The 23,910-nt window shown below is 63.9% G+C and carries 21 protein-coding genes and 1 tRNA gene; 11 read left to right on the top strand and 11 right to left on the bottom strand.

Going from position 1 to position 23,910, the window contains the following annotated elements; genetic code table 11:
* Positions 1-38: 38 nt before the first annotated feature.
* The gene (gene ppa, locus H163_RS0118130; protein WP_019966037.1) at positions 39-575 is read left to right on the top strand and encodes an inorganic diphosphatase; all 537 of its coding nucleotides are present in this window, start codon (positions 39-41) and stop codon (positions 573-575) included.
* Positions 576-632: 57 nt separating this feature from the next.
* Here ppa and H163_RS0118125 read toward each other — a convergent pair whose 3' ends face one another.
* The 4 genes from H163_RS0118125 to H163_RS0118110 are packed head-to-tail and all read right to left on the bottom strand — an operon-like array spanning position 633 to position 2,470.
* The gene (locus H163_RS0118125; RefSeq protein WP_019966036.1) at positions 633-1,073 is read right to left on the bottom strand and encodes a metallopeptidase family protein; all 441 of its coding nucleotides are present in this window, start codon (positions 1,071-1,073) and stop codon (positions 633-635) included.
* 26 nt (positions 1,074-1,099) lie between these two features.
* The gene (locus tag H163_RS0118120) at positions 1,100-1,357 is read right to left on the bottom strand and encodes a hypothetical protein (protein WP_019966035.1); all 258 of its coding nucleotides are present in this window, start codon (positions 1,355-1,357) and stop codon (positions 1,100-1,102) included.
* A 14-nt stretch (positions 1,358-1,371) separates the two neighbouring features.
* Positions 1,372-1,872, bottom strand: a complete 501-nt coding sequence (locus H163_RS0118115) for a disulfide bond formation protein B (protein ID WP_019966034.1) — start codon at positions 1,870-1,872, stop codon at positions 1,372-1,374.
* A gap of 19 nt (positions 1,873-1,891) precedes the next feature.
* Positions 1,892-2,470: a YqaA family protein gene (locus H163_RS0118110; protein ID WP_026356024.1), complete on the bottom strand. Its 579-nt coding sequence runs from the start codon at positions 2,468-2,470 to the stop codon at positions 1,892-1,894.
* Between the two features lie 169 nt (positions 2,471-2,639).
* Here H163_RS0118110 and H163_RS0118105 point away from each other — a divergent pair.
* The 4 genes from H163_RS0118105 to H163_RS0118085 all read left to right on the top strand — a co-directional run bounded on the left by H163_RS0118105 (position 2,640) and on the right by H163_RS0118085 (position 5,747).
* Positions 2,640-2,726, top strand: a tRNA-Leu gene (locus H163_RS0118105).
* A 177-nt stretch (positions 2,727-2,903) separates the two neighbouring features.
* Entirely contained in the window at positions 2,904-3,455 is a 552-nt protein-coding gene (locus tag H163_RS23170) for a hypothetical protein (protein WP_040679190.1), read from the top strand.
* A 154-nt stretch (positions 3,456-3,609) separates the two neighbouring features.
* Positions 3,610-4,107: a cupin domain-containing protein gene (locus H163_RS23165; RefSeq protein ID WP_019966031.1), complete on the top strand. Its 498-nt coding sequence runs from the start codon at positions 3,610-3,612 to the stop codon at positions 4,105-4,107.
* 59 nt (positions 4,108-4,166) lie between these two features.
* Complete coding sequence (locus H163_RS0118085) at positions 4,167-5,747, top strand: CYTH and CHAD domain-containing protein (protein ID WP_019966030.1); 1,581 nt, start codon at positions 4,167-4,169, stop codon at positions 5,745-5,747.
* On the opposite strand, the gene phnF is transcribed toward H163_RS0118085, so the two are convergent.
* On the bottom strand, positions 5,748-6,482 hold the full coding sequence (phnF, locus tag H163_RS0118080) for a phosphonate metabolism transcriptional regulator PhnF (RefSeq protein ID WP_019966029.1): 735 nt from the start codon (positions 6,480-6,482) through the stop codon (positions 5,748-5,750). It abuts the gene before it with no gap.
* Between the two features lie 215 nt (positions 6,483-6,697).
* On the opposite strand from phnF, the gene fosX reads away from it, so the two are divergent.
* From fosX to phnN, 4 genes are all read left to right on the top strand, one after another.
* Positions 6,698-7,138 carry a FosX/FosE/FosI family fosfomycin resistance hydrolase gene (fosX, locus tag H163_RS0118075; protein ID WP_019966028.1) on the top strand — a complete coding sequence of 147 codons (441 nt, stop codon included), beginning with the start codon at positions 6,698-6,700 and terminating at the stop codon, positions 7,136-7,138.
* Between the two features lie 80 nt (positions 7,139-7,218).
* Positions 7,219-7,971 (top strand): DUF1045 domain-containing protein, encoded by a 753-nt coding sequence (locus H163_RS0118070; protein ID WP_019966027.1) that lies wholly within the window; start codon positions 7,219-7,221, stop codon positions 7,969-7,971.
* Positions 7,968-9,113 (top strand): alpha-D-ribose 1-methylphosphonate 5-triphosphate diphosphatase, encoded by a 1,146-nt coding sequence (locus H163_RS0118065; protein ID WP_019966026.1) that lies wholly within the window; start codon positions 7,968-7,970, stop codon positions 9,111-9,113. Before H163_RS0118070 ends, H163_RS0118065 begins: the two co-directional genes overlap by 4 nt.
* 43 nt (positions 9,114-9,156) lie before the next feature.
* Positions 9,157-9,765: a phosphonate metabolism protein/1,5-bisphosphokinase (PRPP-forming) PhnN gene (gene phnN / locus H163_RS23160; protein ID WP_019966025.1), complete on the top strand. Its 609-nt coding sequence runs from the start codon at positions 9,157-9,159 to the stop codon at positions 9,763-9,765.
* Between the two features lie 13 nt (positions 9,766-9,778).
* Here the strand turns inward: phnN and H163_RS23155 are convergent, their stop codons facing one another.
* The 6 genes from H163_RS23155 to urtA all read right to left on the bottom strand — a co-directional run bounded on the left by H163_RS23155 (position 9,779) and on the right by urtA (position 19,079).
* Positions 9,779-12,706: an AsmA family protein gene (locus H163_RS23155; RefSeq protein ID WP_019966024.1), complete on the bottom strand. Its 2,928-nt coding sequence runs from the start codon at positions 12,704-12,706 to the stop codon at positions 9,779-9,781.
* Positions 12,707-12,852: 146 nt separating this feature from the next.
* On the bottom strand, positions 12,853-13,548 hold the full coding sequence (gene urtE / locus H163_RS0118050) for an urea ABC transporter ATP-binding subunit UrtE (protein WP_026356023.1): 696 nt from the start codon (positions 13,546-13,548) through the stop codon (positions 12,853-12,855).
* Between the two features lie 290 nt (positions 13,549-13,838).
* On the bottom strand, positions 13,839-14,585 hold the full coding sequence (gene urtD / locus H163_RS0118045) for an urea ABC transporter ATP-binding protein UrtD (RefSeq protein ID WP_019966022.1): 747 nt from the start codon (positions 14,583-14,585) through the stop codon (positions 13,839-13,841).
* Between the two features lie 4 nt (positions 14,586-14,589).
* Positions 14,590-15,759 (bottom strand): urea ABC transporter permease subunit UrtC, encoded by a 1,170-nt coding sequence (urtC, locus tag H163_RS0118040; RefSeq protein ID WP_019966021.1) that lies wholly within the window; start codon positions 15,757-15,759, stop codon positions 14,590-14,592.
* Complete coding sequence (gene urtB / locus H163_RS0118035) at positions 15,756-17,384, bottom strand: urea ABC transporter permease subunit UrtB (RefSeq protein WP_026356022.1); 1,629 nt, start codon at positions 17,382-17,384, stop codon at positions 15,756-15,758. The genes urtC and urtB overlap by 4 nt, the downstream gene beginning before the upstream one ends.
* Positions 17,385-17,795: 411 nt before the next feature.
* A complete protein-coding gene (gene urtA, locus H163_RS0118030) occupies positions 17,796-19,079 on the bottom strand; it encodes an urea ABC transporter substrate-binding protein (protein WP_425298543.1) in 1,284 nt (427 codons plus the stop codon).
* A gap of 374 nt (positions 19,080-19,453) precedes the next feature.
* Here urtA and H163_RS0118025 point away from each other — a divergent pair, with 374 nt between their 5' ends.
* Positions 19,454-22,891, top strand: coding sequence for a hybrid sensor histidine kinase/response regulator (locus tag H163_RS0118025; RefSeq protein ID WP_019966017.1), 3,438 nt, complete (start codon positions 19,454-19,456; stop codon positions 22,889-22,891).
* Positions 22,892-22,895: 4 nt separating this feature from the next.
* Positions 22,896-23,831, top strand: coding sequence for a response regulator (locus H163_RS0118020; protein WP_026356020.1), 936 nt, complete (start codon positions 22,896-22,898; stop codon positions 23,829-23,831).
* Positions 23,832-23,910 lie beyond the last annotated feature (79 nt).

Genomic DNA, 23,910 nt, shown 5'->3' with positions numbered 1-23,910 from the left:
CTGCAATAGACCTGCGCAGCAACTCAAGGAGCAAGCTCATGCGTATTGATGCGGTGCCGATCGGCAAGAACCCGCCGGAAGACATCAACGTCATCATCGAAGTTCCGGTCGGCGGCGAGCCGATCAAATACGAGATGGACAAGGCAGCCGGTGCCATGTACGTGGACCGCTTCCTCTACACCCCGATGCGTTATCCGGGGAACTATGGCTTCGTGCCCCACACCCTGTGCGGCGATGGCGACCCCATCGACGTCGTGGTCATCAACCAGCGCCCGATCATCCCCGGCGCCATCATGAGCTGCCGTCCGATCGGCGTGCTGATGATGGAAGACGAGAGCGGCCAGGATGAGAAGATCATCGCCGTTCCCAGCACCAAGCTGACCCGCCGCTATGAGAACGTGAAGTCGGTCGACGATCTGCCGGCGATCACCATGGAGCAGGTGAAGCACTTCTTCGAGCACTACAAGGATCTGGAGCCCGGCAAGTGGGTCAAGGTCACCGGCATCGAAGGCCCGGACAGGGCGCGTCAGCTGATCGTCGAGGCGATCGAGCGCGCCAAGACCGAAGACAAGTGAGACTGTAATGCCGGGCTTCGTGCCCGGCACAGGACAAGCACAACGAGGCCGCGCGGGTCAACCCGCTGCGGCCTCGATTGCTTCCATATCCTCATCCGACAGGCCGAAGTGATGGCCGATCTCATGCACCAGAACATGGGTCACCACATCACCCAGCTGTTCCTCGTGCTCGGCCCAGTAATCGAGAATGGGACGGCGGAACAGCCAGACCCGGTTCGGATGCTGGCCGGTGTGGAAGAAGTCGCCGCCCTGCGCAAGACCAATGCCCTGAAACAAGCCCATCAGTTCAAACGGGTCCTCGAGGCCGACGCTCTCCAGCATTTCCTCATCGGCGAAATCGGCGACCGTGATCAGCACGCCCTCGCAAAGCGCCTGAAACTCTTCGGGAAGCTGCGCATAGGCCTGACGGGCGATGATTTCGAAAGCATCCAGCCCCGGAGCCACCATGGCCGCGATGGCTGCAATCTGCGGGTCTGGCGCCCCTGTCCGGTCACTCATCAAATCGCCCCTTGTGAACTTGCAGTTCACATCAGATAGGCGCTGACCAGATAGATGACCAGCCCAACCGCAAACAGCAGGCCGGCCATGCGGCCGATGCGCGTGCCCCAGACCTCGATCCGGTCGTTCTGGTTCTTGTCGGCGGCGCCGAAATGACGCTGGGCATGGCTGGCCATGCGGCTGGTGGCGGAGCCCAGGATGGTTTCGCTCTCGGCCTGGACGCGCGACAGGGCCCGTCTGGCTTCGTCTTCCCTGGCTTTTGCCCGCCGTTCCCGCTCACCCATGGCCGTGTCCCCTCTCAGCCCTTGCGGGCCTGATAGCCTGCAAAGAGCGCCAGAACGGCAACACCTGCGGAGGCCACCATGTTCCAGCCCGCAAAGGACAGGCCGAGCATGCGCCAGCTGGCTTCCGTGCAGGAGACAACGCGGGTGTTCTGCAGCGCCTGCAGCATGTTGGCCGCAGACTTGGGCGTGGCACCGCCACCGCCGCAGTCGGACGGCCCCATCCAGAAGCCCCATTCGGCCCCGGCCTGATAGGCGCCAAGCCCGGCCCCATAGACAAAGACCACCGCCACGAGAAGCAGCAGCACCGTGGCAATGCCGGTACGGCGGGTCAGGAGAGCCAGCAGCGCCAGAACACCCAGCGGCAGCCCCACATAATAGGGCACGCGCTGCTCGAGGCACAGCTTGCAGGGCAGATATCCGCCGATCAGTTGGAAGCCCCAGGCCGCAGCAATGGCAGCCGTGCCCCCCAGAAGCAGAAGCAGATTGGCCGCCCTGGCCCGCTGAAGCGACGTCATTTCAGATCCTCACGCGATATCACAGCAGCTTGATAGCAGCGAAGCCGCCAACAAGCAGAATCACAAATACCGTGAACACGAGGCCAAGGCGCTTCTCGATGAAGTTGCGGATCGGTTCCCCGAAGAAATAGAGCAGCGCAGCAACCGCAAAGAAGCGCATGCCGCGTGACACGATGCTGGCGATGACAAAGACCGGCATGGATAGGCCCGTAACACCGGCAGCAATGGTGATGACCTTGTAGGGGAAGGGTGTCAGGCCTGCGATGAACACGAACCACCAGCCCCAAGCGTTGAAGATCTCGCTGAAGCGGTCAAACTTGTCCATGTAGCCGTAGAAGGACAGGATGGGCGCTGCAACCTGATGAAACAGGAAAGCACCGATCAGGTAGCCGAAGATGCCGCCCAGCACCGACATGACCGTGGCCAAGGCCGCGTAGAACCAGGCCTTGCGCCGGTTCGCGACCACCATGGGGATCAGCAGCAGATCCGGGGGAATCGGAAAGAACGAGCTTTCAATGAATGAGACCGCTCCCAGCGCGTGCGGTGCGCGCGGGCCAGAAGCGAGGGACAGTGTCCAGTCGTAAAGTTTTCTCAGCATAATGGCATTCTGCATAGCCGCCGCCGGAGCTTTTGTCATCGGGGGAACGGGGTGCCGCAGCGGATATTTTTGCGCTGCAGCAGGCAATTGCCAATTGGAGCGGGGAAAGCCCCGGACAGTGGATTGACGGCAAAGCCAGTCTGGATATAGTCGCGGCTCCAAGGACGCTGCCCCTGTGGCGGAACTGGTAGACGCGACGGATTCAAAATCCGTTTCCCGTGAGGGAGTGCCCGTTCGATTCGGGCCAGGGGCACCACACTTTCCAGCGCCATTTGCAGGCACGCTGCACCAGTTCAGCGCCCCCTTCGGCGCCCCCGCTTCAGTGCGTTGCCTTGCGCCCTTCCCCCTCATTTGCATCACCGGCCTTGAGCTTCAGGGATAAGTCTTTAATCTGCCGCTCGATTTACAGCCTGAAGCGAGAGGGAGACGCCGCGTGGGGCAGGCAAAACGCAAGAAGGACGCTGGCGCCCGCATATCCTGGTGCCGCACCTGCACCTATTGCTGCGAGCTTCCCGAAATCGGTCCACTGGACAAGCCGATGTACCGGCCCTGCGCCAGCATCAAGGACCATGGCTGCGCCATCTTCGGCCAGCCGGAGCGGCCCGCCGCCTGCCTTGCCTATCAATGCGCCTATCTCTCCGCCCGGCTGACGAACAGCCCGGACCGCAACCGCATTCCTCATCCGCTGGATGCCGGTGCCTATTTCCACCGCGACCCGATCGAGCGCATCTATGTGATGTTCGTCGATCCGGCGCGCCCGCTCGCCTGGAAAACCAGCGATATCGTGCCCTATCTGCGTACCCGCCTGCAGGAGGGCTTCGAGCTGCTGATCCTTGACCGGGGCAGACGGATGGCTGTCACCTCGGTTCTGCTCTTCGATGCCATCCTCGCCCGTGATATGGTCGCCTTTGCCGATCAGGAAGGCCGCCCGCATGATATTGAAAGCTGGCCCGGTGAGGCAGCCCGCTACCAGGCCAAGGCCTGATCAGCCGGTCACCGGCGGTTAACCGCATTTGCAAATTCCAGATGGCGCAGATCCGCGGTTAAACCACGATGCAATATGGCCGGTGGCATAAGATCAGCAACCGCAGGTGCCCGCAGACAAAGAGGCACCGCCGGGCAGGAGAAGGCTGGGCATCATGGCACTTATTGAAAACGGCAACATCGGCAAGCCGCAGGACGGGGAATCATCACCCCAGATGACGCAGACGGGCAGCTCGACGCCCGCCTTCCGCTATGCTGCCCTCAACACCGCCACCATGCGCAGCGCACCGATCCGCCCGGAGTGGATCATCGAGGGTACGCCGCAGGCCCGGCTCGCCAGCCTGTCGACCGGCACCAACGGCTGGTCCTCGACAGACCATTGGGAGTGCACCGCCGGCACGTTCCATTGGCACTTCTTCTGGGACGAAACGGTGCTGTTCCTTGAAGGCGAGGTGCACATCACAGACGAGGCCGGCAACACCTATGAAGGCCGCCCCGGCGTCAGCATGCTGTTTCCGGCAGGCACGCGCGCGGTCTGGCATGTGCCGGTCTATGTGCGCAAGATCGCCTTCAACCGGCGCCCCATGCCGTGGACTGTTTCCCTCCTGATGAAGGTGAGCGCCCGCATCGGCCGCCTGTTCGGGCGCGGCTGACCACGAAAGTCTCCGGAAATCATTCGACTCCAAACTGGCGGCAGGTTAGTAGTTTTGCCATGAGCACGCCGGACAGAGAAGTCGAACTCAAGCTGGAGCTTGAACCTTGCGCAGCGGAGGACCTGATGTTCTCCGGGGCCCTCACAGGTTTTTTCTCCGGCAAAACTTCAACGAAGCAACTCACGTCGATCTATTTCGACACGGCGGATCTCAGGCTGCACAAGGCCAGGATCGCCGCACGGGTGCGCAAGTCCGGGCGGCGCTGGATCCAGACCGTCAAGCTCGGCAAGCCGCTTTCCGGCGGCCTGTCCTCTCCGATCGAGATCGAGACAGATGTCAGCGGCCCGCAATTCCAGCTGGATCAGGTCGCCGATGAAGATATCCGCCGTCAGATTGCGGACTGCACCGGCGGTGCCGGACTCGTTCCCTGTTTCGAGACGGTGATGCAGCGCACCCAGCGCGACCTGACGCGGGAAGATGGAACCGTCATCGAGGCCGCGCTGGACATCGGCGAGATTGTTGCGGGAGACAAACGCCTGCCCCTGTGCGAGTTGGAGCTGGAGCTGAAGTCCGGAGGCATCGCGCCGCTTTATGAGGCAGCACTGGCACTGACGGGCGCCAATGCCTTCCGCTTTTCGCCGATGAGCAAGGCCGAGCGCGGCTACCGGCTGTTTCTCGGGCAGGATGAAGCCCCGTGCAACGCCGGCACCATCAGCCTCGACGCCACGATGCGCGTGGAAGACGCCTATCAGCACATCCTGCGCTCCTGCATCGATCAGATTTCCGCCGCCCGCATGGTCTGCCTCACCAGTGCGGACAATGAAGGCCCGCATCAGCTGCGCATCGGCTTCCGGCGGCTGCGCACAGCGTTCAAGCTGTTCCGCCCGGTTCTTGACCCGCGCCGCACCGGCACGCTGGACCAGCAGGCCAGCCGCTATGCCGCTGCAGCCGGAGCGCTGCGGGATCTCGATGTGCTGAGCGATGAAATCACCGCGCCTCTTGCATCCCACGCGCCGGAGGGCATCAACATTCCGCTGCTGCTGGAACAGCTCGGCAAGGACCGGCAGGCAGCACGGCAGGGCCTGAAGGGGGAACTGGCAAGCGCGGCCTTCAACGGCTTCCTGCTGGATCTTGCCGGCTACTGCGAGACTTCAGGCTGGCGCAAGGAAGAGGACGCGCGTCAGGCAGACCAGCTCGGCGAAGCCGTAACTTCCTTTGCCAGCGAAGCAATCGGCAAACGCTGGCGCAAGGTGCAGAGCTATGGCAGGCGGCTCGACACCCTGTCGCGGACCGAGCGCCACGACATGCGCAAGGCCCTGAAGAAATTCCGCTACGGGCTGGAGTTCTTCGCCAGCCTGTTCCCCGGCGAAGCGCGCAAGACCTTCCTCAAGCAGCTCAAGACTCTGCAGGATGTCTTTGGCTACCTCAATGACGTGGCCATGGCGGAAAGGCTGGCCACCCTGTCGCCTGGCCCAGTAAAGACGGCGGGCAAGACGATTCGGGCCGCCTCTCTTGCCGCGGCGTCCGGCTTCGTCCTGGGATGGCATGAAGCACAGGCCCGGACGGCCTGGCCGGAAGCCCGCAGCGGCTGGAAGGAAGCCAGCAAGGCAAAGCCCTGCTGGACCCGCAAGAAGAGCTGATCAGCTGCGCACCACCAGTTCCATCCGGTCTGCCGCAACGCGGCTGCGGGCGTATTGCACCGGACGGCCATCCGGGTCCTCGTTGATCACTTCCATCACCATCACAGGCGAGCCGAATTCAACTCCCAGCAACCGGGCATCCTCAACCGTGGCACGTTCAGCATAGATCCGCGTTTCGCGGCGGACATATCCTCCAAGCCCTGCCCTGGTGAAACACTGGGTGAAGGAGCCAGTTTCGGCAAAATCAGCGGCAAAGCCCGGAAAACGGATCAGCTCACACCAGCTTGTTCCAGCCAGAACCGGCGTGTCCCCTGACATCCGCAAAGTCTCTATCCGCTGCAGCGGTGTTCCGGCCGGCACCTCCAGCCGGGCGGCAAGGACTTCATTCGCCCCCTCGACGCCAGCTCCCGTCAGGCGCCCGCCTGGCGCATGGCCCTGCCCGGCCAGAATTTCAGAGAAGCGTGTCTGCCGCGAGATCGGATAGCTGACGGAACGCCCCGCAAAAAAGGTTCCCCGCCCCTGATCCGCACGCAGCAGCCCCTCGTGCGTCAGCACCGAGATAGCGCGGCGGACCGTATGCCGGTTCACGCCGAAGCGGGCCGCAAGCTCCATTTCCGGTGGCAGCTGCATGCCAGGCACGAACCGGCCGGCAGCTGCCTCGGAGCGGATCCACTCGGCTATCTGACGCCAGACGGCAATCCCTGTCCCCCGGTCCAGCGGTCCAAACCCGGTCATTCAGCGCCCCCTTGCCGCGGCGTTGCTTTGCCGCTCAGCTCAATGTATACAAGTAGACAAATTTAAGAAACACTCAGCAGCCCTCACCTCTCCGGCAGGGCATCGCAGTAATTACCTATGCCGCCATGAAAAGCAAGTTGATCCAAGACAACCATTGGAGCGATATTGTGAATATCTACGCGCATTGGCTGCAGACTCAAACAGGGAATTAATCCATGCCGATTCACGGCCTTTCCCACATGACTTTCATCTGCCGTGACATCACGCGAATGGCCAGAATTCTCACGGAGGTTCTTGGCCTCAATGAGGTTTACTGCAGCCGCGGTGCCGGATTTTCGTTATCTCCGGAGAAATTCTTTGTATCTGGAGATATCTGGATCGCCGTCATGCAGGGCGAAAGCCTGCCCGAGCGCAGCTACAATCACATCGCCTTCAAGGTGGATGATGCGGAGATCGAGCCTGCAATGGAGCGCATCCGCAGCCTTGGCCTGGAGGTAAGGCCGCCCCGGCCCCGCATTGCCGGTGAGGGCCGGTCGGTGTACTTCTACGACGAAGACAACCATCTGTTCGAGCTCCACTCCGGCACATTGGAGGAGCGCCTTGCCGCCTATGCCCGCCACACCGGAGCTGAGGACGGAAACATCTCTGTCACATAGCCTACATGCGCCAGCCTTAGTTCTGGCCATTGCTTCTTTTATTCAGCCTTACGATTCTTGAGACAAGACGGCCTCCTCCGATGCGTTACGCTATCTATTACACCGCCCCCGCAGACAGTCCTCTGACCCGGCTCGGAGCCTCGTGGCTGGGACGCGACGCGGTGGACGGCGCAGCTCTGCCCCAGCCAAATGTACCGGGCCTTGCCGCTGAGGACATCGCCACCCTGACAACGGACCCGCGCCGCTATGGCTTCCACGGCACATTGAAAGCGCCGTTTTCCCTTGCAGGCGGACTTGATGAACGGGCGCTGCGCAATGCCTTCCGTGTCTTTTGCAGCCATGCAGCCCCCTTCACCATTCCCGGCCTCTCCGTCACCCGGCTTGGCCGCTTTCTGGCGCTGACCCCGCAGCCGGAAAGCGGGGATCTGAACGCCTTCGCAGGTGCCTGCGTCGAGGCCCTGGAGCCCTTCCGCGCGCCGCTGAGCGAAGCCGACATGGCCCGCCGCCTTGCCGCGAACCTCTCTCCCCGCCAGCAGGACCTCTTGCGGGCCTGGGGTTATCCTTATGTCTTCGAGGAATTCCGCTTCCACATGACCCTCTCGGTGAAGCTGGAAGACGACAGCACAATGGCCGCCCTTGAGGCGGCCGCCATGGCCCATTTTGCGCAAGTGACGGACCGTGCGCATCAGATCGCCAGCCTCGGCCTTTTTGCCGAGCCGGAACGCGGCGCGCCGTTCCGCGCCGTCGACATCCTGCCCCTCACGGGATCCACCGGCCCGCAGGACCCTGCCCTGCGCCTGATCCCCGTTTCTGCCGAAAGCCAGAGCCAATGACCCACATGACGCACAGCTTCACCAACGCCCGCCTCGTCCTGCCGGAAAATGTCTTCACCGGCAGTCTGGAGGTGAAGGGCGGCACGATCAGCGCCATCGATGAAGGCGGCATTCCGGCCCATGGCCATGATTGCGAGGGCGACTTCCTGATTCCGGGACTGGTCGAACTGCATACCGACCATCTGGAAATCCATTACTCCCCGCGCCCGAAGGTGCGCTGGAACCCGGTCTCCGCCGTGCAGGCCCATGACGCGCAGATCGCCTGCGCCGGCATCACCACCGTCTTTGATGCGCTGCGCGTCGGCATGGATGCGGAAGCGGAACTGAATGTGGACGACATGCGCGCGCTCGCCGGCGCCATCGAAAGCGCACAGGCCGAAAAGCGGCTGCGCGCCGAGCATTTCATCCATCTGCGCTGCGAGGTTTCCGCCCCGGACGTCATGAGCGCCTACGAGCATTTCAAGAACGATGCCCATGTGCGCCTGATGTCGCTGATGGATCACACGCCCGGCCAGCGCCAGTTTGTCTCCATTGAGATGTACCGGGTCTATTACCAGACCAAGAAGAATTTCACCGACGAGCAGATGGAAGCCTACATCGCCATGCGGCAGGCTGTTGCCGACAGCAATGCGCCGCAGCACCGCAAGCTGCTGGCCGAATCAGCCCGCGAGCGCGGCATTCTTCTGGCCAGCCATGACGATGCAACCGTGGCCCATGTGGACGAGGCGATCAGTCTCGGCACCGGCATTGCCGAATTCCCGACGACGCTGGAAGCGGCCCGCGCCTCGCATGCGGCCGGCATGGGGGTGCTGATGGGCGGGCCGAATGTGGTGCGCGGCGGCTCCCACTCCGGCAACATTTCCGCAAAGGCACTGGCCGAGGACGGCTGCCTCGACATCATCTCCTCCGACTATGTGCCGGTGTCCATGCTGCAGGCCGCGTTCCATCTCGCCGGTGACGTCGAGGGCGTTTCCCTGCCCAAGGCCATGGCGATGGTGACGGCCACCCCGGCGAAGATGGCAGGCCTTGCCGACCGCGGCCGTCTGGAGACAGGCCTCAGGGCCGATCTGGTGCAGGTGCGGCTGGTGGGCAATGTGCCGGTCGTGCGCGGTGTCTGGCGCGAGGGACGGCGCGTCGCGTGAACGGGCACATCACATACAGGCGGCACCTGTCACGGAGAGTGCAATGAACGGCGGGATTGAGGAACGCCAGACAAGCAGCGGCGCGGCCCTGCTCGGGCCTGGCAGGCTGGTGCTGGTGGTTGGCCCCAGCGGAGCGGGCAAGGACACGCTGATGAATGCCCTGCGTGACAGCCTTGAGGGCGATCCGGCCTATATCTTTGCCCGCCGCCTCATCACCCGGACAACGGACGGGGCGACGGAAGACCATGATGCCATCGGCCGGGCCGAATTTGACGGGCTCTGCAGCGAGGGCCGCGTGGCCCTTGCCTGGGAGGCGCATGGCCTTGGCTACATCCTGCCGGAGAGCATCGATGACGGCATCCGCGCCGGTCACACGGTGATCGCCAATGGCTCACGCCAGATCCTCAATCAGGCACGGCAGAAATATGCCTCACTGATCATCCTGCTGGTGACCGCACCCATTGATGTGCTGGCCGGACGGCTGGCAGCGCGTGGACGCGAAAGCCGGGAAGAGATCAGCCGGCGCCTCAGCCGGGCCGACATCGATATGCCCGACGTGCCCGGCGTCATCCGCATCGACAATTCCGGCAAGCTGGATGACAGCCTTGCCCGCATGCGCAAGGCCCTGGGCCTGCCTGCTGCCGCAAGCTGACGCCGGTTTCACCTCAAGGCTGGGGCTGGGATTCCGAACCCGGCTCCTCGGGCAGAACCTCCCGCCCCTCCGGCACACCCGGTCCGGATGAGCCCAGGAAGCCGGACGGCAGGCCAAAGCCCTGCTCCAGCGCCTTCAGCACGCTCTGGTCGCTGACTTCGCCGTCGAGAACCTTCTGCACATCGATCTGCACCTTGCCGCCGGTGGTCTGGCTGATCAGATCATTGGCCACGGCCCCGAGCGCCTCATCGGGCTTGACCTTGAGAAGCTGCACCAGTTCGCCGCCCACCTGCTGCAGCTGTTCATAAGCTGCCTGCGGGTTTTCCAGAATGCCCTGAATATCGGGATAGATCTGCGGCCGGTCCCAGGAGCCCCGGATGACGACCGGCACGCCGAGGGCCGCCATCGTCTTGGATTCGCCCTTGGCCCGCGGCGTCGGCGCAATGCCCTGCAGGCTGGGTACGATCTGCGGCTCCACCCGCCAGTCCAGCGTCCGGCCCGGCATGTCGGTGGTGCCGCTGCCCGTCATGCGGATCAGCGGACCGGCCAGCGCCAGATCCTGGTTGAGGGCAACACCATTGCTGATCTGGAAGGATGCACTCAAGGTGGTGAAATCCGTCCGCGCCTCGCTGGACTGCTGCCAGCCCAGCAGTGTGCGGGCCGCAACATTGCGCACCATATCCGGCAGGTTGACCCCGAGAATGGCGCCGTTGAGGACCTCAAGCTTCGCTTCGCCGCCGAGATTGCCGATCAGCTCCGCTTCACTGCTGCCACGCGTATTGACGTCATAGGAGAGCGAGCCCACGCCATCGAGCCAGGAAATGCCCGTGGCATCGCGCAAGAGATCCCGGGCCCCGACTTTGGCCAGGGTGAAGGCCGAGCGGATCTGCGGCTGGCGGTTGCCGCCTTCCACCGTCAGCGTGCCTTTGCCCTCGCCGCCATAAAGCGAGACCTGCTGCAGATCTGCGGTCAGAACCCCATCGGCAATCGCCACCTTGAGCGCGCTGTTGCCAAGCTTGATCCTGTCCCAGTTGATCGACTTGGCCGTCAGGGTCAGGTCCGCATCAAAAGCCGCAAGGCCGCCGAAATCGACCGGGGCATTGCTCCAGCCCTTCGCAGCTCTGGCGCCGCCAGAGGGGGCCGCAGCACCTGCGGCGGGCTTGGCACCGGCAGGCGCCCGCGCAGGGCCCGTGCCAAGATAGGGATCCAGCGGCAGGCTTTCGAGCACGAGCGACGCCGTCAGCTTCGGCACCCCGCCAAAAGCAAGCCTGCCCTCGCCGCTGCCGCTGATGCCATCCAGTGTGAAGGCCGTGTTGCGGAAGGAGACCGCATTGTCCCCGGCGGCAAACACACCCGCCACCCGGAACGGGCCAAGACCGGCGCCAGGCGCAAGCGGGCGGCCCAGCCAGGACAGCAGATTGCGCAGGCTCTTCGTCTCCACGAAGACCGAGCCATCCACCCCGCCGGACAAGGAGGCAGAGCCTTCAAACCCGGCGGCACCCTTGGCACCTTCAAGGCGGATATCGACGGGTGCCGGAAGACCAGCCAGCAGGATGGCCGGGGTAGCCGTTCCCTTCAGGGCGAAGGCTTCACCGCGCCAGCTCAGCCCGCCGGAGACGGTGACCGGCTTGTCCAGCCCGTCGAAACTCACCTTGGCATTGATGCCGCTGATCTGGTTGGCGCTTTCATCGCCGCCGGTGGCTGCGGCCAGGTCAAGGCCTGTCACCGTGCCGCCGGAGACCGAGACAAGGCCGGAGAGTTCCAGCGAGCCCAGCAGCGAGGGCGTATCCGCTCCTGCCGCCGCAAAGCGCAGATCCGTGCCAAACTCACCCGTGGCCGGGAAGGACAGGTTTGCCAGCCTCAGCGCATCCTGCAAGCTGCCGCCCGACGACTGGACACGGCCTTCAAGCTGCGGCGCCTTGCCAGTCAGGTCCGCATTGAGGGACAGCGCCAGCTTGAGCGCACCAAGGGCAGCCGTTCCATCCTGCAGGACAATCTGGCGCGCATCGCCGGCAATCCGGCCGGCAAGGGAGACTTCTCCGCTGTCCTGCGCGCCGTCAGCTCCCGCAAGCGCCATGATGGCAGCCAGAGACGCGGCCTTGCCGTCCACAGCCAGATCCACAGCCAGCGGCGACAGGCCAAGCCCACCCTCAACATTGACGGTGGCACCACCTGCTATGACCATCAGGTCGATGGCTGCCGTCTCTCCGGCGGCAAGTTTCAAGAGGCTCGTCACCTCCGCGTCAAACACAACGGACTGGCCCTTCCACACGGCACTGGCGTCAAGATCCGCCGTGCGGTCCAGTGCGGGCACAGTGAAGCGGCCATTGATATCGCTCAGTTCCTGCCGGGAACCGCTGCGCGCATCCGCAAAGGTGATGCGGCCACCGCGAACCTGGACATCATCAAAGCCGATCCGGGTCAGGGCGGACAGATCACGCGCTTCCTGCGGTGCCTCGGCCGGCAGCGTCTGTGCCGGCGATCCGGCCGCTGCAGGCTGCGCGTTGCCTTTGCCATCGAACTGGGTGAAAACGCCCTCAATCCGCTTCATCGGCTTGCGCGGCGCCCAGGAAGTGCGGCCTTCCGCGTCGATGAGCAGATCGAATTCCGGCTTGTCGAGGCCGATCCCCGTTACCTGAATGGCACCACCGAAAAGGGCGCCCCAGGCAAGCTCGAAAGAAATGGTGCCGGCACGGGCAAATTCGACACCCTGCGCCCCGGCCTCGCCCGACAGGCCCACATCCGTCGCACTGAGCTGAAATTGGGGGAGAAGAGAGATGGAAACAGGCCCGTCGATCCGCAGCCGCCAGCCGGTGGCCGCTTCCACTTCCTGCACGACGCGCGCCTTGATGGCGTCCTTCGGCAGCACCATGGGCACGATGACCACAGCAGAGGCCACGAGCACAGCCACAATGCCTGCCCCGATCACAAGCCGCTTCATCCCAGTCTCCCCGAATACCGAATCGGACCGAGTTTAGGACAAAGCGTGTCAACAGCGTGACCTTGAAACGCAGAACAGCGTAATTCTTACGATCCTCTGCGCATTCGGGCGCCCGCAGGCCACCCCCGGCTCCGGTACGCGCAGGCTCAGACCGTCAGATGGCGGCGGACTTCCGTTTCATCCAGCTCCGTCCGGAGCCCGGCCATCACCATCTCGCCCCGGTCCATCACGGCGAAGCGGTCGGCGAGATCGCGGGCGAATTCGAAATACTGCTCCACAAGAATGATCGCCATGGTGCCCTGATCGCGCAGCCACTCGATGGCCCGGCCAATGTCCTTGATGATCGACGGCTGAATGCCTTCCGTCGGCTCGTCCAGCACCAGAAGCTTCGGCCGCATGACGAGGGCACGGGCGATGGCAAGCTGCTGCTGCTGCCCGCCGGACAGATCACCGCCCCGGCGTGAGAGCATGTCCTTCAGCACCGGGAACAACTCGAAGATCGTGTCCGGAATGGTCCGGTCACGGCGGGCGAGCGGAGCATAGCCGGTTTCAAGATTCTCTTTCACGCTCAGAAGCGGAAAGATCTCGCGGCCCTGGGGCACGACGGCAATGCCAAGCCGTGCCCGGGCATGGGGCGCAAGGCGCGAGATATCCTGTCCCTGCCACAGGATGCGCCCACCGCTGACCGGCTGCTGGCCCGCGATGGCACGCAAGGTCGAGGTCTTGCCCACGCCGTTGCGGCCCATCAGGCACGTCACCTTGCCCGCCTCCGCCTCAATGGACACGCCCTTGAGCGCCTGAGCCGCGCCGTAGTGAAGATCGATCTTTTCAACGCTCAGCATGGTCTGCTCCATTTCACCCGGCACAAGGTGCCGGACTTTCATCGGGCTCAAGTTCCTCTCCCCTCGAGGAGAAGGAACGCACTCTCCTTTTGCCGCAGTGCCCCTCTCCCCCCTCGAGGGGGAGATGTCAGCGCAAGCTGACAGAGGGGGGTAGCAGCCCCTAGACACGGCATTGCCTCTCGTATGACTGGACAGTCCGTTACCCCCCTCTGCCCCCTGCCGGGGGCATCTCCCCCTCAAGGGGGGAGAGGAGTTGGAGCCTTGGTCAGGCCGGAGGAAACACAGCCCCCTCACCGCCCCAGATAAACTTCCACCACCCGCTCGTTCGAGGACACGTGGTCGATCGAGCCTTCGGCCAGAACGGAGCCTTCGTGCAGCACCGTCACCTTGACGCCCAGCGCACGGATGAAGCTCATGTCGTGCTCCACCACCACCACGGAACGGGTCTTGTTGATGTCCTTCAGCAGCTCTGCCGTTTCCGCCGTCTCGGCGTCGGTCATGCCGGCGGCAGGCTCATCGACCAGGAGAAGCTGCGGCTCCTGCGCCAGCAACATGCCGATTTCCAGCCACTGCTTCTGGCCATGGCTGAGATTGGCCGCCAGCTCGTTGCGGCGGCTGCCCAGCCGGATCAGTTCCAGCAGCTCTTCGATCCGGGCCTTTTCCTTGCGCGACAGCACGTGGAACAGCGTCGAGAACGGTCCGCGCGGAGCCTTCAGCGCCAGTTCCAGATTGTCCTGCACCGTATGGCTCTCGAAGACCGTCGGCTTCTGGAATTTCCGGCCGATGCCAAGCTCGGCGATGTCGGCCTCGTCCAGCTGGGTGAGGTCGGTCTCACCGCCAAAGAACACCTCGCCCGTATCGGGCCGGGTCTTGCCGGTGATCACATCCATCATTGTGGTCTTGCCCGCACCGTTGGGGCCAATGATGGCGCGCATCTCGCCCGGCGCGATGACGAAGGACAGGGAATTGAGGGCGCGGAAGCCATCGAAAGAGACGCTGACGCCATCCAGATAGAGAAGGCTCGACTGAAGGGTCATGGCTTCACTCCGCCGGTTGCGGCGCTTTGGCGCCAGAGGGTTGAGAGCCGGATGCGGGCATGTCCTGCGGCTTGCGGCGGCGGGCCGCCTTTTCCCGGATCTGCGCGGCAAGGCCGGTGATGCCCTTGGGCAGGAACAGCGTCACCACCACGAACAGCGCGCCGAGGGCAAAGAGCCAGATTTCCGGCAGAACGGCGGTGAACCAGGTCTTGCCGTAGTTGACCAGCACCGCGCCGATGATCGGCCCATAGAGCGTGCCGCGCCCGCCGACCGCCACCCAGATCACCACCTCGATGGAATTGGCCGGGGCAAATTCGCCCGGATTGATGATGCCCACCTGCGGCACGTAGAGCGCCCCGGCAAGGCCCGCCATCATGGCCGAAACAGTCCAGACGAAGAGCTTGTAGCGCTCCACCTTGTAGCCGAGGAAACGGGTGCGGCTTTCCGCATCGCGCACCGCCACCAGCACCTTGCCGAGCTTGGAGCGGGTGATGGAACGGGCGAGCAGGAAGGACACGAGCAGTGCCAGACCGGAAGCGAGGAACAGCCCGGCGCGGGTGGCATCGGCCTGCACGGAGAAGCCGAGGATGTCCTTGAAATCGGTCAGCCCGTTGTTGCCGCCAAAGCCCATGTCATTGCGGAAGAAGGCGAGCAGCAGCGCATAGGTGAGCGCCTGCGTGATGATCGACAGATAGACCCCAGATACCCGCGAGCGGAAGGCAAACCAGCCGAAGACAAAGGCGAGCACACCCGGCACCAGCAGCACCATCAGCATGGCAAAGGGAAAGCTGTCGAAGCCGTACCAGTACCAGGGCAGTTCCTTCCAGTTGAGGAACACCATGAAGTCCGGCAGCACCGGGTCGCCATAGACGCCGCGCGGACCGATCTGGCGCATCAGATACATGCCCATGGCATAGCCGCCGAGGGCGAAGAAGGCGCCATGACCCAGCGAGAGAATGCCGCAATAGCCCCAGACCAGATCCACCGACAGCGCCAGCAGCGCATAGGTGAGATACTTGCCCATCAGGCTTACCGCATAGGTGGGCACATGCAGCGGATGATCCGGCGGCAGCAGCAGGTTGAGCGCAGGCACTGCCAGAATGATGCCGCCTGCAATGAGGAGGAACAGCGTGGCCTGCCGGTCGAAGGCGCGGAGAAGGAAATGGGTGATCATGCGTCAACTGCCCGGCCCTTGAGGGCGAACAGCCCCCGTGGACGCTTCTGGATGAAGAGGATGATGAAGACGAGCACGAGGATCTTGCCAAGCACGGCCCCGGCATAGGGCTCCAGGAACTTGTTGACGACACCGAGCGTCAGCGCACCCACCAGCGTGCCCCACAGGTTGCCCACCCCGCCGAAGACGACGACCATGAAGCTGTCGATGATGTAGCCCTGCCCGAGGTTGGGTGACACATTGTCGATCTGCGACAGGGCGACACCGGCGATCCCGGCAATGCCGGAGCCAAGACCGAAGGTCAGCGCGTCGATCCAGGGCGTGCGGATGCCCATCGAGGCGGCCATGCGGCGGTTCTGCGTGACGGCGCGGGTGTAGAGGCCGAAGGGCGTCTTCTTCAGCACCAGCATCAGCCCGGCAAAGACCAGCATGGCGAAGACGACGATCCAGAGCCGGTTATAGGTGATGGTCATCTCACCCAGCTGGAAGGCGCCGGACATCCAGTCCGGATTGCCCACTTCCCGGTTGGTCGGCCCGAAGATCGAGCGCACCGCCTGCTGCAGCATCAGCGACAGGCCCCAGGTAGCCAGCAGCGTTTCCAGCGGCCGCCCGTAGAGGAAACGGATGATGCCGCGCTCGATGGCCATGCCGATCAGCCCCGTCACCAGAAAGGCGAGCGGCAGCGCAATGAAAAGCGACGCGCCGAACAGGCCGGGGAAACTGGTGCGGATCACCTCCTGCACCATGAAGGTGACATAGGCGCCGATCATCACCATTTCACCATGGGCCATGTTGATGACGCCCATGACGCCGAAGGTGATGGCAAGGCCGATGGCGGCCAGCAGCAGCACCGAGCCCAGCGACAGGCCGTACCAGATGTTCTGCGCGCCATCCCAGAGCGCCAGCGACTTTTCAATGCGGGTGAGGCCGGTCTGCGCCGCATCGCGCAGGGCCTGCGGCGCCCTGGCATCGCTGGCAATCGACGTCAGCACGGACAGGGCATCGCGCCCGCCCGCCGAGGCGATCAGATCCACAGCCGCCAGCTTGTCCGCCTCCGGCGCGTCACCGGCCAGCACAGTGGCCGCCCGGGCACGCTCCATCGCAGTCTTCACCCCCGCATCCGTCTCCCTGGCGATGGCTGCCTCGAGCTGAGGCAGCGTTTCCACATCGCGGGAGCGGAACATGGAATTGGCCGCAGCCAGACGAACGCGGGCATCAGCAGAGCCCAGCGTCAGGCTGCCCAGCGCGGCGCGGATCGACCGGCGCAATCCGTTGTTGACCTTGATCTTGGTCACTTCGCCCGTCGTGACCGTGCCCAGCGCCTCACCGGTGAGCGGATCGCTCAGCGCAAGGCCGGAGCCCGCCTTCGTGCCGATGACGGCCATGGCGTCGCTCTTGCGCACGTAGAGATCGCCGGACGACAAGGCCTCCAGCGCCGGAGCCACGGCGGGATCTCCGGTTGCCGCCAGCGCACCCACCTGCGCCTCGGTTTCCTTAAACCCGCCCTCGCCCAGCTTGTTCACCAAGGGGCGCAGCGCATCCGCGTCCTGCGCAAGGGCATGCTGCTGCACGGCAACGGACATCACCAGCATCAGCAGACAGATCATGAGGCGTTTCAGAGACATGGGCGTCACCTGGCTGGAAGCAATCATGGCAGCGGGAGGCTGTAGCTCCCGCAGCTACCCCCTCCCCCAAAGAGGGAGAGGAGCGTTAGCATCTTTTGAAACATGCGGACCTTGCTGCGTGAGAGCCGGTTTCCGGGGGCGTTTCAGCCCTCTCCTTTTGCCGCAGCGCCCCTCTCCCCCCTTGAGGGGGAGATGTCAGCGCAAGCTGACAGAGGGGGGTGGCAACGCTTCAGCACGGCGGAACCTCTCTTCAAAACGGAGAGTCAGTTACCCCCCTCTGCCCCCTGCCGGGGGCATCTCCCCCTCAAGGGGGGAGAGGAGTTGGAGCCTGACAGGCAGTCCGTTGCAAATGCTGTCCCACGCAGTGAGGGGTGAGGGGCGGCCCCGCCCCTCATTGAAAGCCGTCTCACATCAGCTGCCGGAGCCGCCGCACTTGCCGGTCTTCACGTTGAAGTTTCCGCAGGAGAGCGGGGCGCGCCAGTCGGCGATCAGGTCCATGGAGCCCTCCAGATAATCGGACCACTCGTCACCCACCACGAGGCCGGGGGTTTCCCACACGGTCTCAAACTGGCCATCGGCCTGGATTTCGCCGATGAGCACCGGCTTGGTGATGTGGTGGTTCGGCATCATGGCCGAATAGCCGCCGGAGAGGTTCGGCACGGAGACGCCGATCAGCGCGTCGATGACTGCATCCGTGTCGGTGGTGCCGGCCTTCTCGACGGCCTTCACCCACATGTTGAAGCCGATGTAATGGGCTTCCATCGGATCGTTGGTCACGCGCTTTTCGTTGCCGATGAAGGCGCGCCAGCTTTCGATGAACTCGGCATTGGCCGGGGTGTCGACGGACTGGAAATAGTTCCAGGCAGCCAGATGGCCGACGAGCGGGGCGGTGTCGAGACCGGCGAGCTCTTCCTCACCCACGGAGAAGGCGACGACCGGAATGTCTTCGGCCTTGATGCCGGCGTTGCCGAGTTCCTTGTAGAAGGGCACGTTGGCATCGCCGTTGATGGTGGAGACCACGGCAGTCTTCTTGCCGGTGGAGCCGAAGGCCTTGATGTCGGACACGATCGTCTGCCAGTCGGAATGACCGAACGGCGTGTAGTTGATCATGATGTCCTCTTCCTTGACGCCCTTGGACTTCAGGTAGGCTTCAAGGATCTTGTTCGTCGTGCGCGGATAGACATAGTCGGTGCCTGCCAGCACCCAGCGCTCCACGCCTTCCTCGTTCATGAGGTAGTCCACCGCCGGAATGGCCTGCTGGTTGGGGGCAGCGCCGGTGTAGAACACGTTGCGCTGGCTTTCCTCACCCTCGTACTGAACGGGGTAGAACAGGATCGAGTTCAGCTCCTCGAACACCGGCAGCACGGACTTGCGCGACACGGAGGTCCAGCAGCCGAAGACGGCCGAAACCTTGTTGACCGCGACAAGCTCGCGGGCCTTTTCGGCAAAGAGCGGCCAGTCGGATGCAGGGTCAACAACGACGGCTTCCAGCTTCTTGCCCAGCACGCCGCCCTTCTTGTTCTGCTCCTCGATGAGGAACAGCATGGTGTCCTTCAGCGTCGTTTCGGAAATCGCCATCGTGCCCGACAGCGAATGCAGGATGCCGATCTTGATCGTCTCCTCGGCCAGCGCGCCGCCGATCATGGTCGATGTCATCAGGCCCGCCACCACGAACCCTGCCATGCGGGAAGTCATCCTGGTCATCATCTGCTGTTCCCCTTGATTTTTGCCCGTCCCGGTCCGTTGCCGGGATCACCCCATCTGGAAGCGGTGCGCCGTCCGGATTGTCTCCGCTCATCCGGCTTGCCGCCCGCGGCCGCCGCTGGCTGCCGTCTGAAGGGGATCGTGCGGCCTCATGCGGCAGCGCAACATACGTCGATTGACGTAGCCCCCTGCGTCAGCCTTGCAGCCTGCCTTCCCGCTGGGCAGCGCCACGGGGAAAACCGGCATGATCCCTGCTAGGAACAAGTGAACTTGCAAGAAACGGGGCGGCATCCGGAGCTTTTTCGGGAATGCGGGACGGCAAACTGCCCAATGAATGGGCAGACGCCTAAATAGGGGGCGCCTGAATGACAGCGCGTCAGCGCATCCTGCCGGTGCGCCGGCATTACAATCAATGGGTCAACAACCAGACCCTGGAAGACTATGCGCTGCGCTTCACGGCCAAGAGCGCCCGGCGCTTTTCCAGCCGCGCCATTGCCCATACGGCAAGCGGAGCCATCTCGTTTCTGGCGCTGGAGGCAATCGGCGGTGCCATCACCCTGTCCTATGGCACAGCCAATGCCTTTGCCGCGATTCTGGCAGGCTGCGCGGTGCTGCTTTTCGTCGGCCTGCCTATCGCCCGCTATGCCACGCGTCACGGGGTGGATATCGACCTGCTGACGCGCGGTGCCGGTTTCGGCTACATCGGCTCAACCCTGACCTCGCTGATCTATGCCAGCTTCACCTTCATTCTCTTCGCCATCGAAGCCTCGATCATGTCGAGCGCCCTCGAATATGCCTTCGGCATACCGCTCTGGATCGGCTATATCCTCAGCGCCGTGGCAGTGATCCCGCTGGTCACCCATGGCATCACCCTGATCAGCCGCTTCCAGCTTCTGACCCAGCCCTTCTGGATCATCCTCAACATCCTGCCTTTCATTTTCATTGCGCTGACGGACTGGCAGGCGGTGGGCGTCTGGCTCGGCTTTGCCGGCATTGATCCCGCCTCCGGCGCGCCCCGGGAAGCCTATTCCAATCCGGTGGACCTGCTGCAATTCGGTGCCGCCGCTGCCGTGGTGCTGGCGCTGATGGCGCAGATCGGCGAGCAGGTGGACTTCCTGCGCTTCCTGCCGGCGAAGGAAAACCTGTCGCCGCTGCGCCGCTTTGCGCTGTTTCTGGCGGGTCCCGGCTGGGTGGTCATCGGCCTGCCGAAGCTGCTGGCCGGCTCTTTCCTTGCCGTGCTGGTGCTCTCGTCCGGCATTCCGGCAAGCGAGGCCGATCAGCCGTCACGCATGTATGCAGTCGCCTTCGGCTACATGCTGCCTTCCGAACAGGCCGCCATCATGCTGATGGCCGCCTTCGTGGTGGTGGCGCAGCTCAAGATCAACGTGATGAATGCCTATGCCGGGTCGCTGGCTTGGTCCAACTTCTTCTCCCGCCTCACCCACAGCCATCCGGGCCGGGTGGTTTGGGTTGTGTTCAATGTCGGAATCGCCCTGCTGCTGATGGAACTTGGCATCTACGAGCTTCTGGAGGAGACGCTGGGCGTCTTCTCCATCATCGCCATGGCCTGGCTTTCCTCGATTTCCGCCGATCTCTTCATCAACAAGCCGCTGGGCCTTGCCCCGCCGGGCATCGAGTTCAAACGTGCCCATCTCTATGACATCAACCCCGTGGGCACCGGCGCCATGGGCGGGGCGGCGCTGATTGCGCTGCTGGCGCATTACGGCATTTTCGGCGTCACGGCGGCAGCTCTCGCCACCTTCATCGCCTTCGTGCTGCCTTACGTCTTTGCCCCGCTCATCGCCTGGGGCACGAAGGGCAAATATTATCTGGCCCGCAAGCCGCGCCGCCACTGGCAATCCCGCACCACTATCACCTGCTCGGTCTGCGAAAACCCGTTCGAGCCGGAAGACATGGCCTATTGCCCGGCCTATCAGGTGCCGATCTGCTCGCTCTGCTGCACGCTGGATGCCCGTTGCGGCGACAGCTGCAAGCCGAAGGCGCGGCTCGCCTATCAAACGAAGACGGTCGCAGCTGCCGCCCTGCCCGCCTGGGCGATGGAAAAGCTCGGCACCCGGCTTGGCCGCTATCTCACCACCTCGGCGCTGGTGATCACCGGCATCGGCCTCATCCTCACCATCATCTACAACCAGTCCATGGTGCACAGCGTGGAGGAGAGCCTTGCACCGGGACAGATCATCGCGCTCATCTTCGTCGTCTTTGCCATCGCCGCTGGGATTGGCGTCTGGTTCCTCGTGCTCGCCCATGACACGCGCCGGGTAGCGGAAGAAGAGTCCGCCCGCCAGAACACGCTGCTGCTGCAGGAAATCGAAGCGCACCGCAAGACGGACGCCGCACTGCAACGGGCGAAGGAAGCGGCGGAAGCGGCCAACCACGCCAAGAGCCGCTATGTCATCGGCCTCAGCCACGAATTGCGCACCCCGCTCAATGCGGTTCTCGGCTATGCGCAAGTGCTGGAGCGGGACGAGGCCATCCCGCGTGAGCGCAAGGCCAGCATTCAGGTCATCCGCCGCAGCGCGGAGCATCTTTCCGGCCTGATCGACGGCCTTCTCGACATTTCCCGCATTGAGGCTGGCCGGCTTCAGGTCAGCACGGACACGGTCAACATCCACGAATTCCTCGACCAGATCGTCGCCATGGTGCGGCTGCAGGCGCAGGCGACGGGGCTCGGCTTCGAGTTTTCCCGTGCGCCGAACCTGCCCGCACTGGTGCGCACCGATGAAAAGCGCCTGCGCCAGATCCTCGTCAATCTCCTGTCCAATGCCATCAAGTTCACGGACAAGGGCCGGATCACGCTGGACGTTGCCTACCGCTCGCAGGTCGCCACCTTCCGCATCACCGATACGGGCCGCGGCATTGCGCCGGAAGATCTGGAGCGCATCTTCGAACCCTTCGGACGGGGCAGCAGTGAAGCTGTACACCGCACGCCGGGGCTTGGCCTCGGGCTGACCATCACCAAGCTTCTGGCACAGACGCTGGGCGGCTCCATTGACGTCACCAGCGAACAAGGCAAGGGCAGCACCTTCACCGTGCGGCTGATGCTGGCGGCGCTCAACGGCCCGGCTCCGGCCCTTGCCGCGGACCGGCTGGTGCGCGGCTATGAAGGGCCGCGCCGCTCCATCCTCGTCATCGACGACAATGGCGACCACCGCGCCCTCATGCGCGAGATGCTGGCGCCACTCGGCTTCATCGTGCTGACGGCGGAAAACGGGCAGGAAGGCATAGATCTCACGCTGGAGCTTGCGCCGAATCTGGTGCTGGCCGATATTTCCATGCCCGGCCTCAACGGCTGGGAAGTGGCAGCCGCCCTGCGCCATCGCGGCTACAAGGGCCGCATCGTCATGCTCTCAGCCAATATCGGCGACACGGCCCTGCGCCCCACCGGCGAGCCTGCCCATGACGACACGCTGGCCAAGCCCGTGGACATGGCCCAGCTTCTCGACCGTCTCGGCCGCCTGCCCGGCCTCGTCTGGCGTTATGGCGCACCGGCCGCACCTGCACCGGAGCCGCAGGCCGCCCCTTCCCTGCCGATCATCCTGCTTCAGGCAGAGCCGCAGCGGGAGACGCCGCACGCAATTTACGCCAATCCCGGCCCCGGTCACTTGCGTGACCTGATGGATCTTGGAGATATCGGCTATGTGCATGGCATCGAGGCAAAGCTGAGCGAGCTGGACCGGGAAGCGGGCAACGGCCCTCTTGTTACGGCCCTGCGCGAGCGGCTGGAGCAGTTCGATTTTGCCGGTTACAGGACAATCCTGGAAGAGGTCCAGCCCCATGACTGAGAGCATGACTGAAGCACCCGGCCAGCGCGACATCGTCCTTGTGGTGGATGACTCCCCCGAAACCCTCGGCTTCCTGACGAAGGCGCTGGAGGCCTCGGGCGTGACTGTTCTGGTCGCCACCTCCGGCACGGCAGCGCTCACCATTGCCGGGCGCATCACACCCGACATGGTGCTGATGGACGCGGTGATGCCGCAACCGGACGGCTTCGAGACCTGCCGCCAGCTGAAGGCCATGCCGGAGCTGGCGCATGTGCCGGTGATCTTCATGACCGGCCTCAGCGAGACCGAGCATGTGGTGCATGCGCTGGAGAGCGGCGGCGTCGATTTTCTGACCAAACCGATCAATCTCGATGAGCTGCAGGCCCGCATCCGCGTGCATCTGGCCAATGCCCGTCAGGTGCAAAGTGCCCGCATCGCGCTGGATGCCGCCGGGCGGCACCTGATGGCGGTCACTTCCACCGGCAGCGTGAAATGGGCCACGCCGCAGGCCCGCACGGCGCTGAGCCATTTCGCCGGCCGTGTTGGCAGCGATGTACTCCCGCTCATCAGCCAGCACCTGGGCGCCTGGCTTGGAAGCCCCAGTCAGATGGCAGGTCAGGTTGGCGGCAGCCGCACCACCTCCTTCATGGGGGCGCCGGGGCAGAAGCTTGATTTCACCTATCTGGGCGCCGTCGGCCCGGATGAATATCTCTTCCGCCTGACGGGCGGGGACGAGGCAGGCCAGACCGACGGCCTGCGCACCCGCTTCGGCCTCACCGCCCGCGAGGCGGAGGTGCTGCTGTGGATCGCCCGTGGCAAGGCGAACAAGGACATCGGCGAAATCCTCGGCCTGTCACCGCGCACGGTCAACAAGCATCTGGAGCAGATCTATGTGAAGCTCGGCGTCGAAAACCGTGCCTCCGCCGCCGTGAAGGCCGCCGAAGCGATGAGCGAGCTGTAGCGGCGCGATTGCACCCGGGGACCGATCTGGACTAGAGAAGCTTCGATTGCAGGCGGCTTTTCGTCCCGGCAAGAAGAAG

This window comes from Pannonibacter phragmitetus DSM 14782 (assembly GCF_000382365.1).
GTDB lineage: Bacteria > Pseudomonadota > Alphaproteobacteria > Rhizobiales > Stappiaceae > Pannonibacter > Pannonibacter phragmitetus.
The sequence above is the reverse complement of the archived record's forward strand: the minus strand, read 5'-3'. Positions and strand labels throughout refer to the sequence as shown.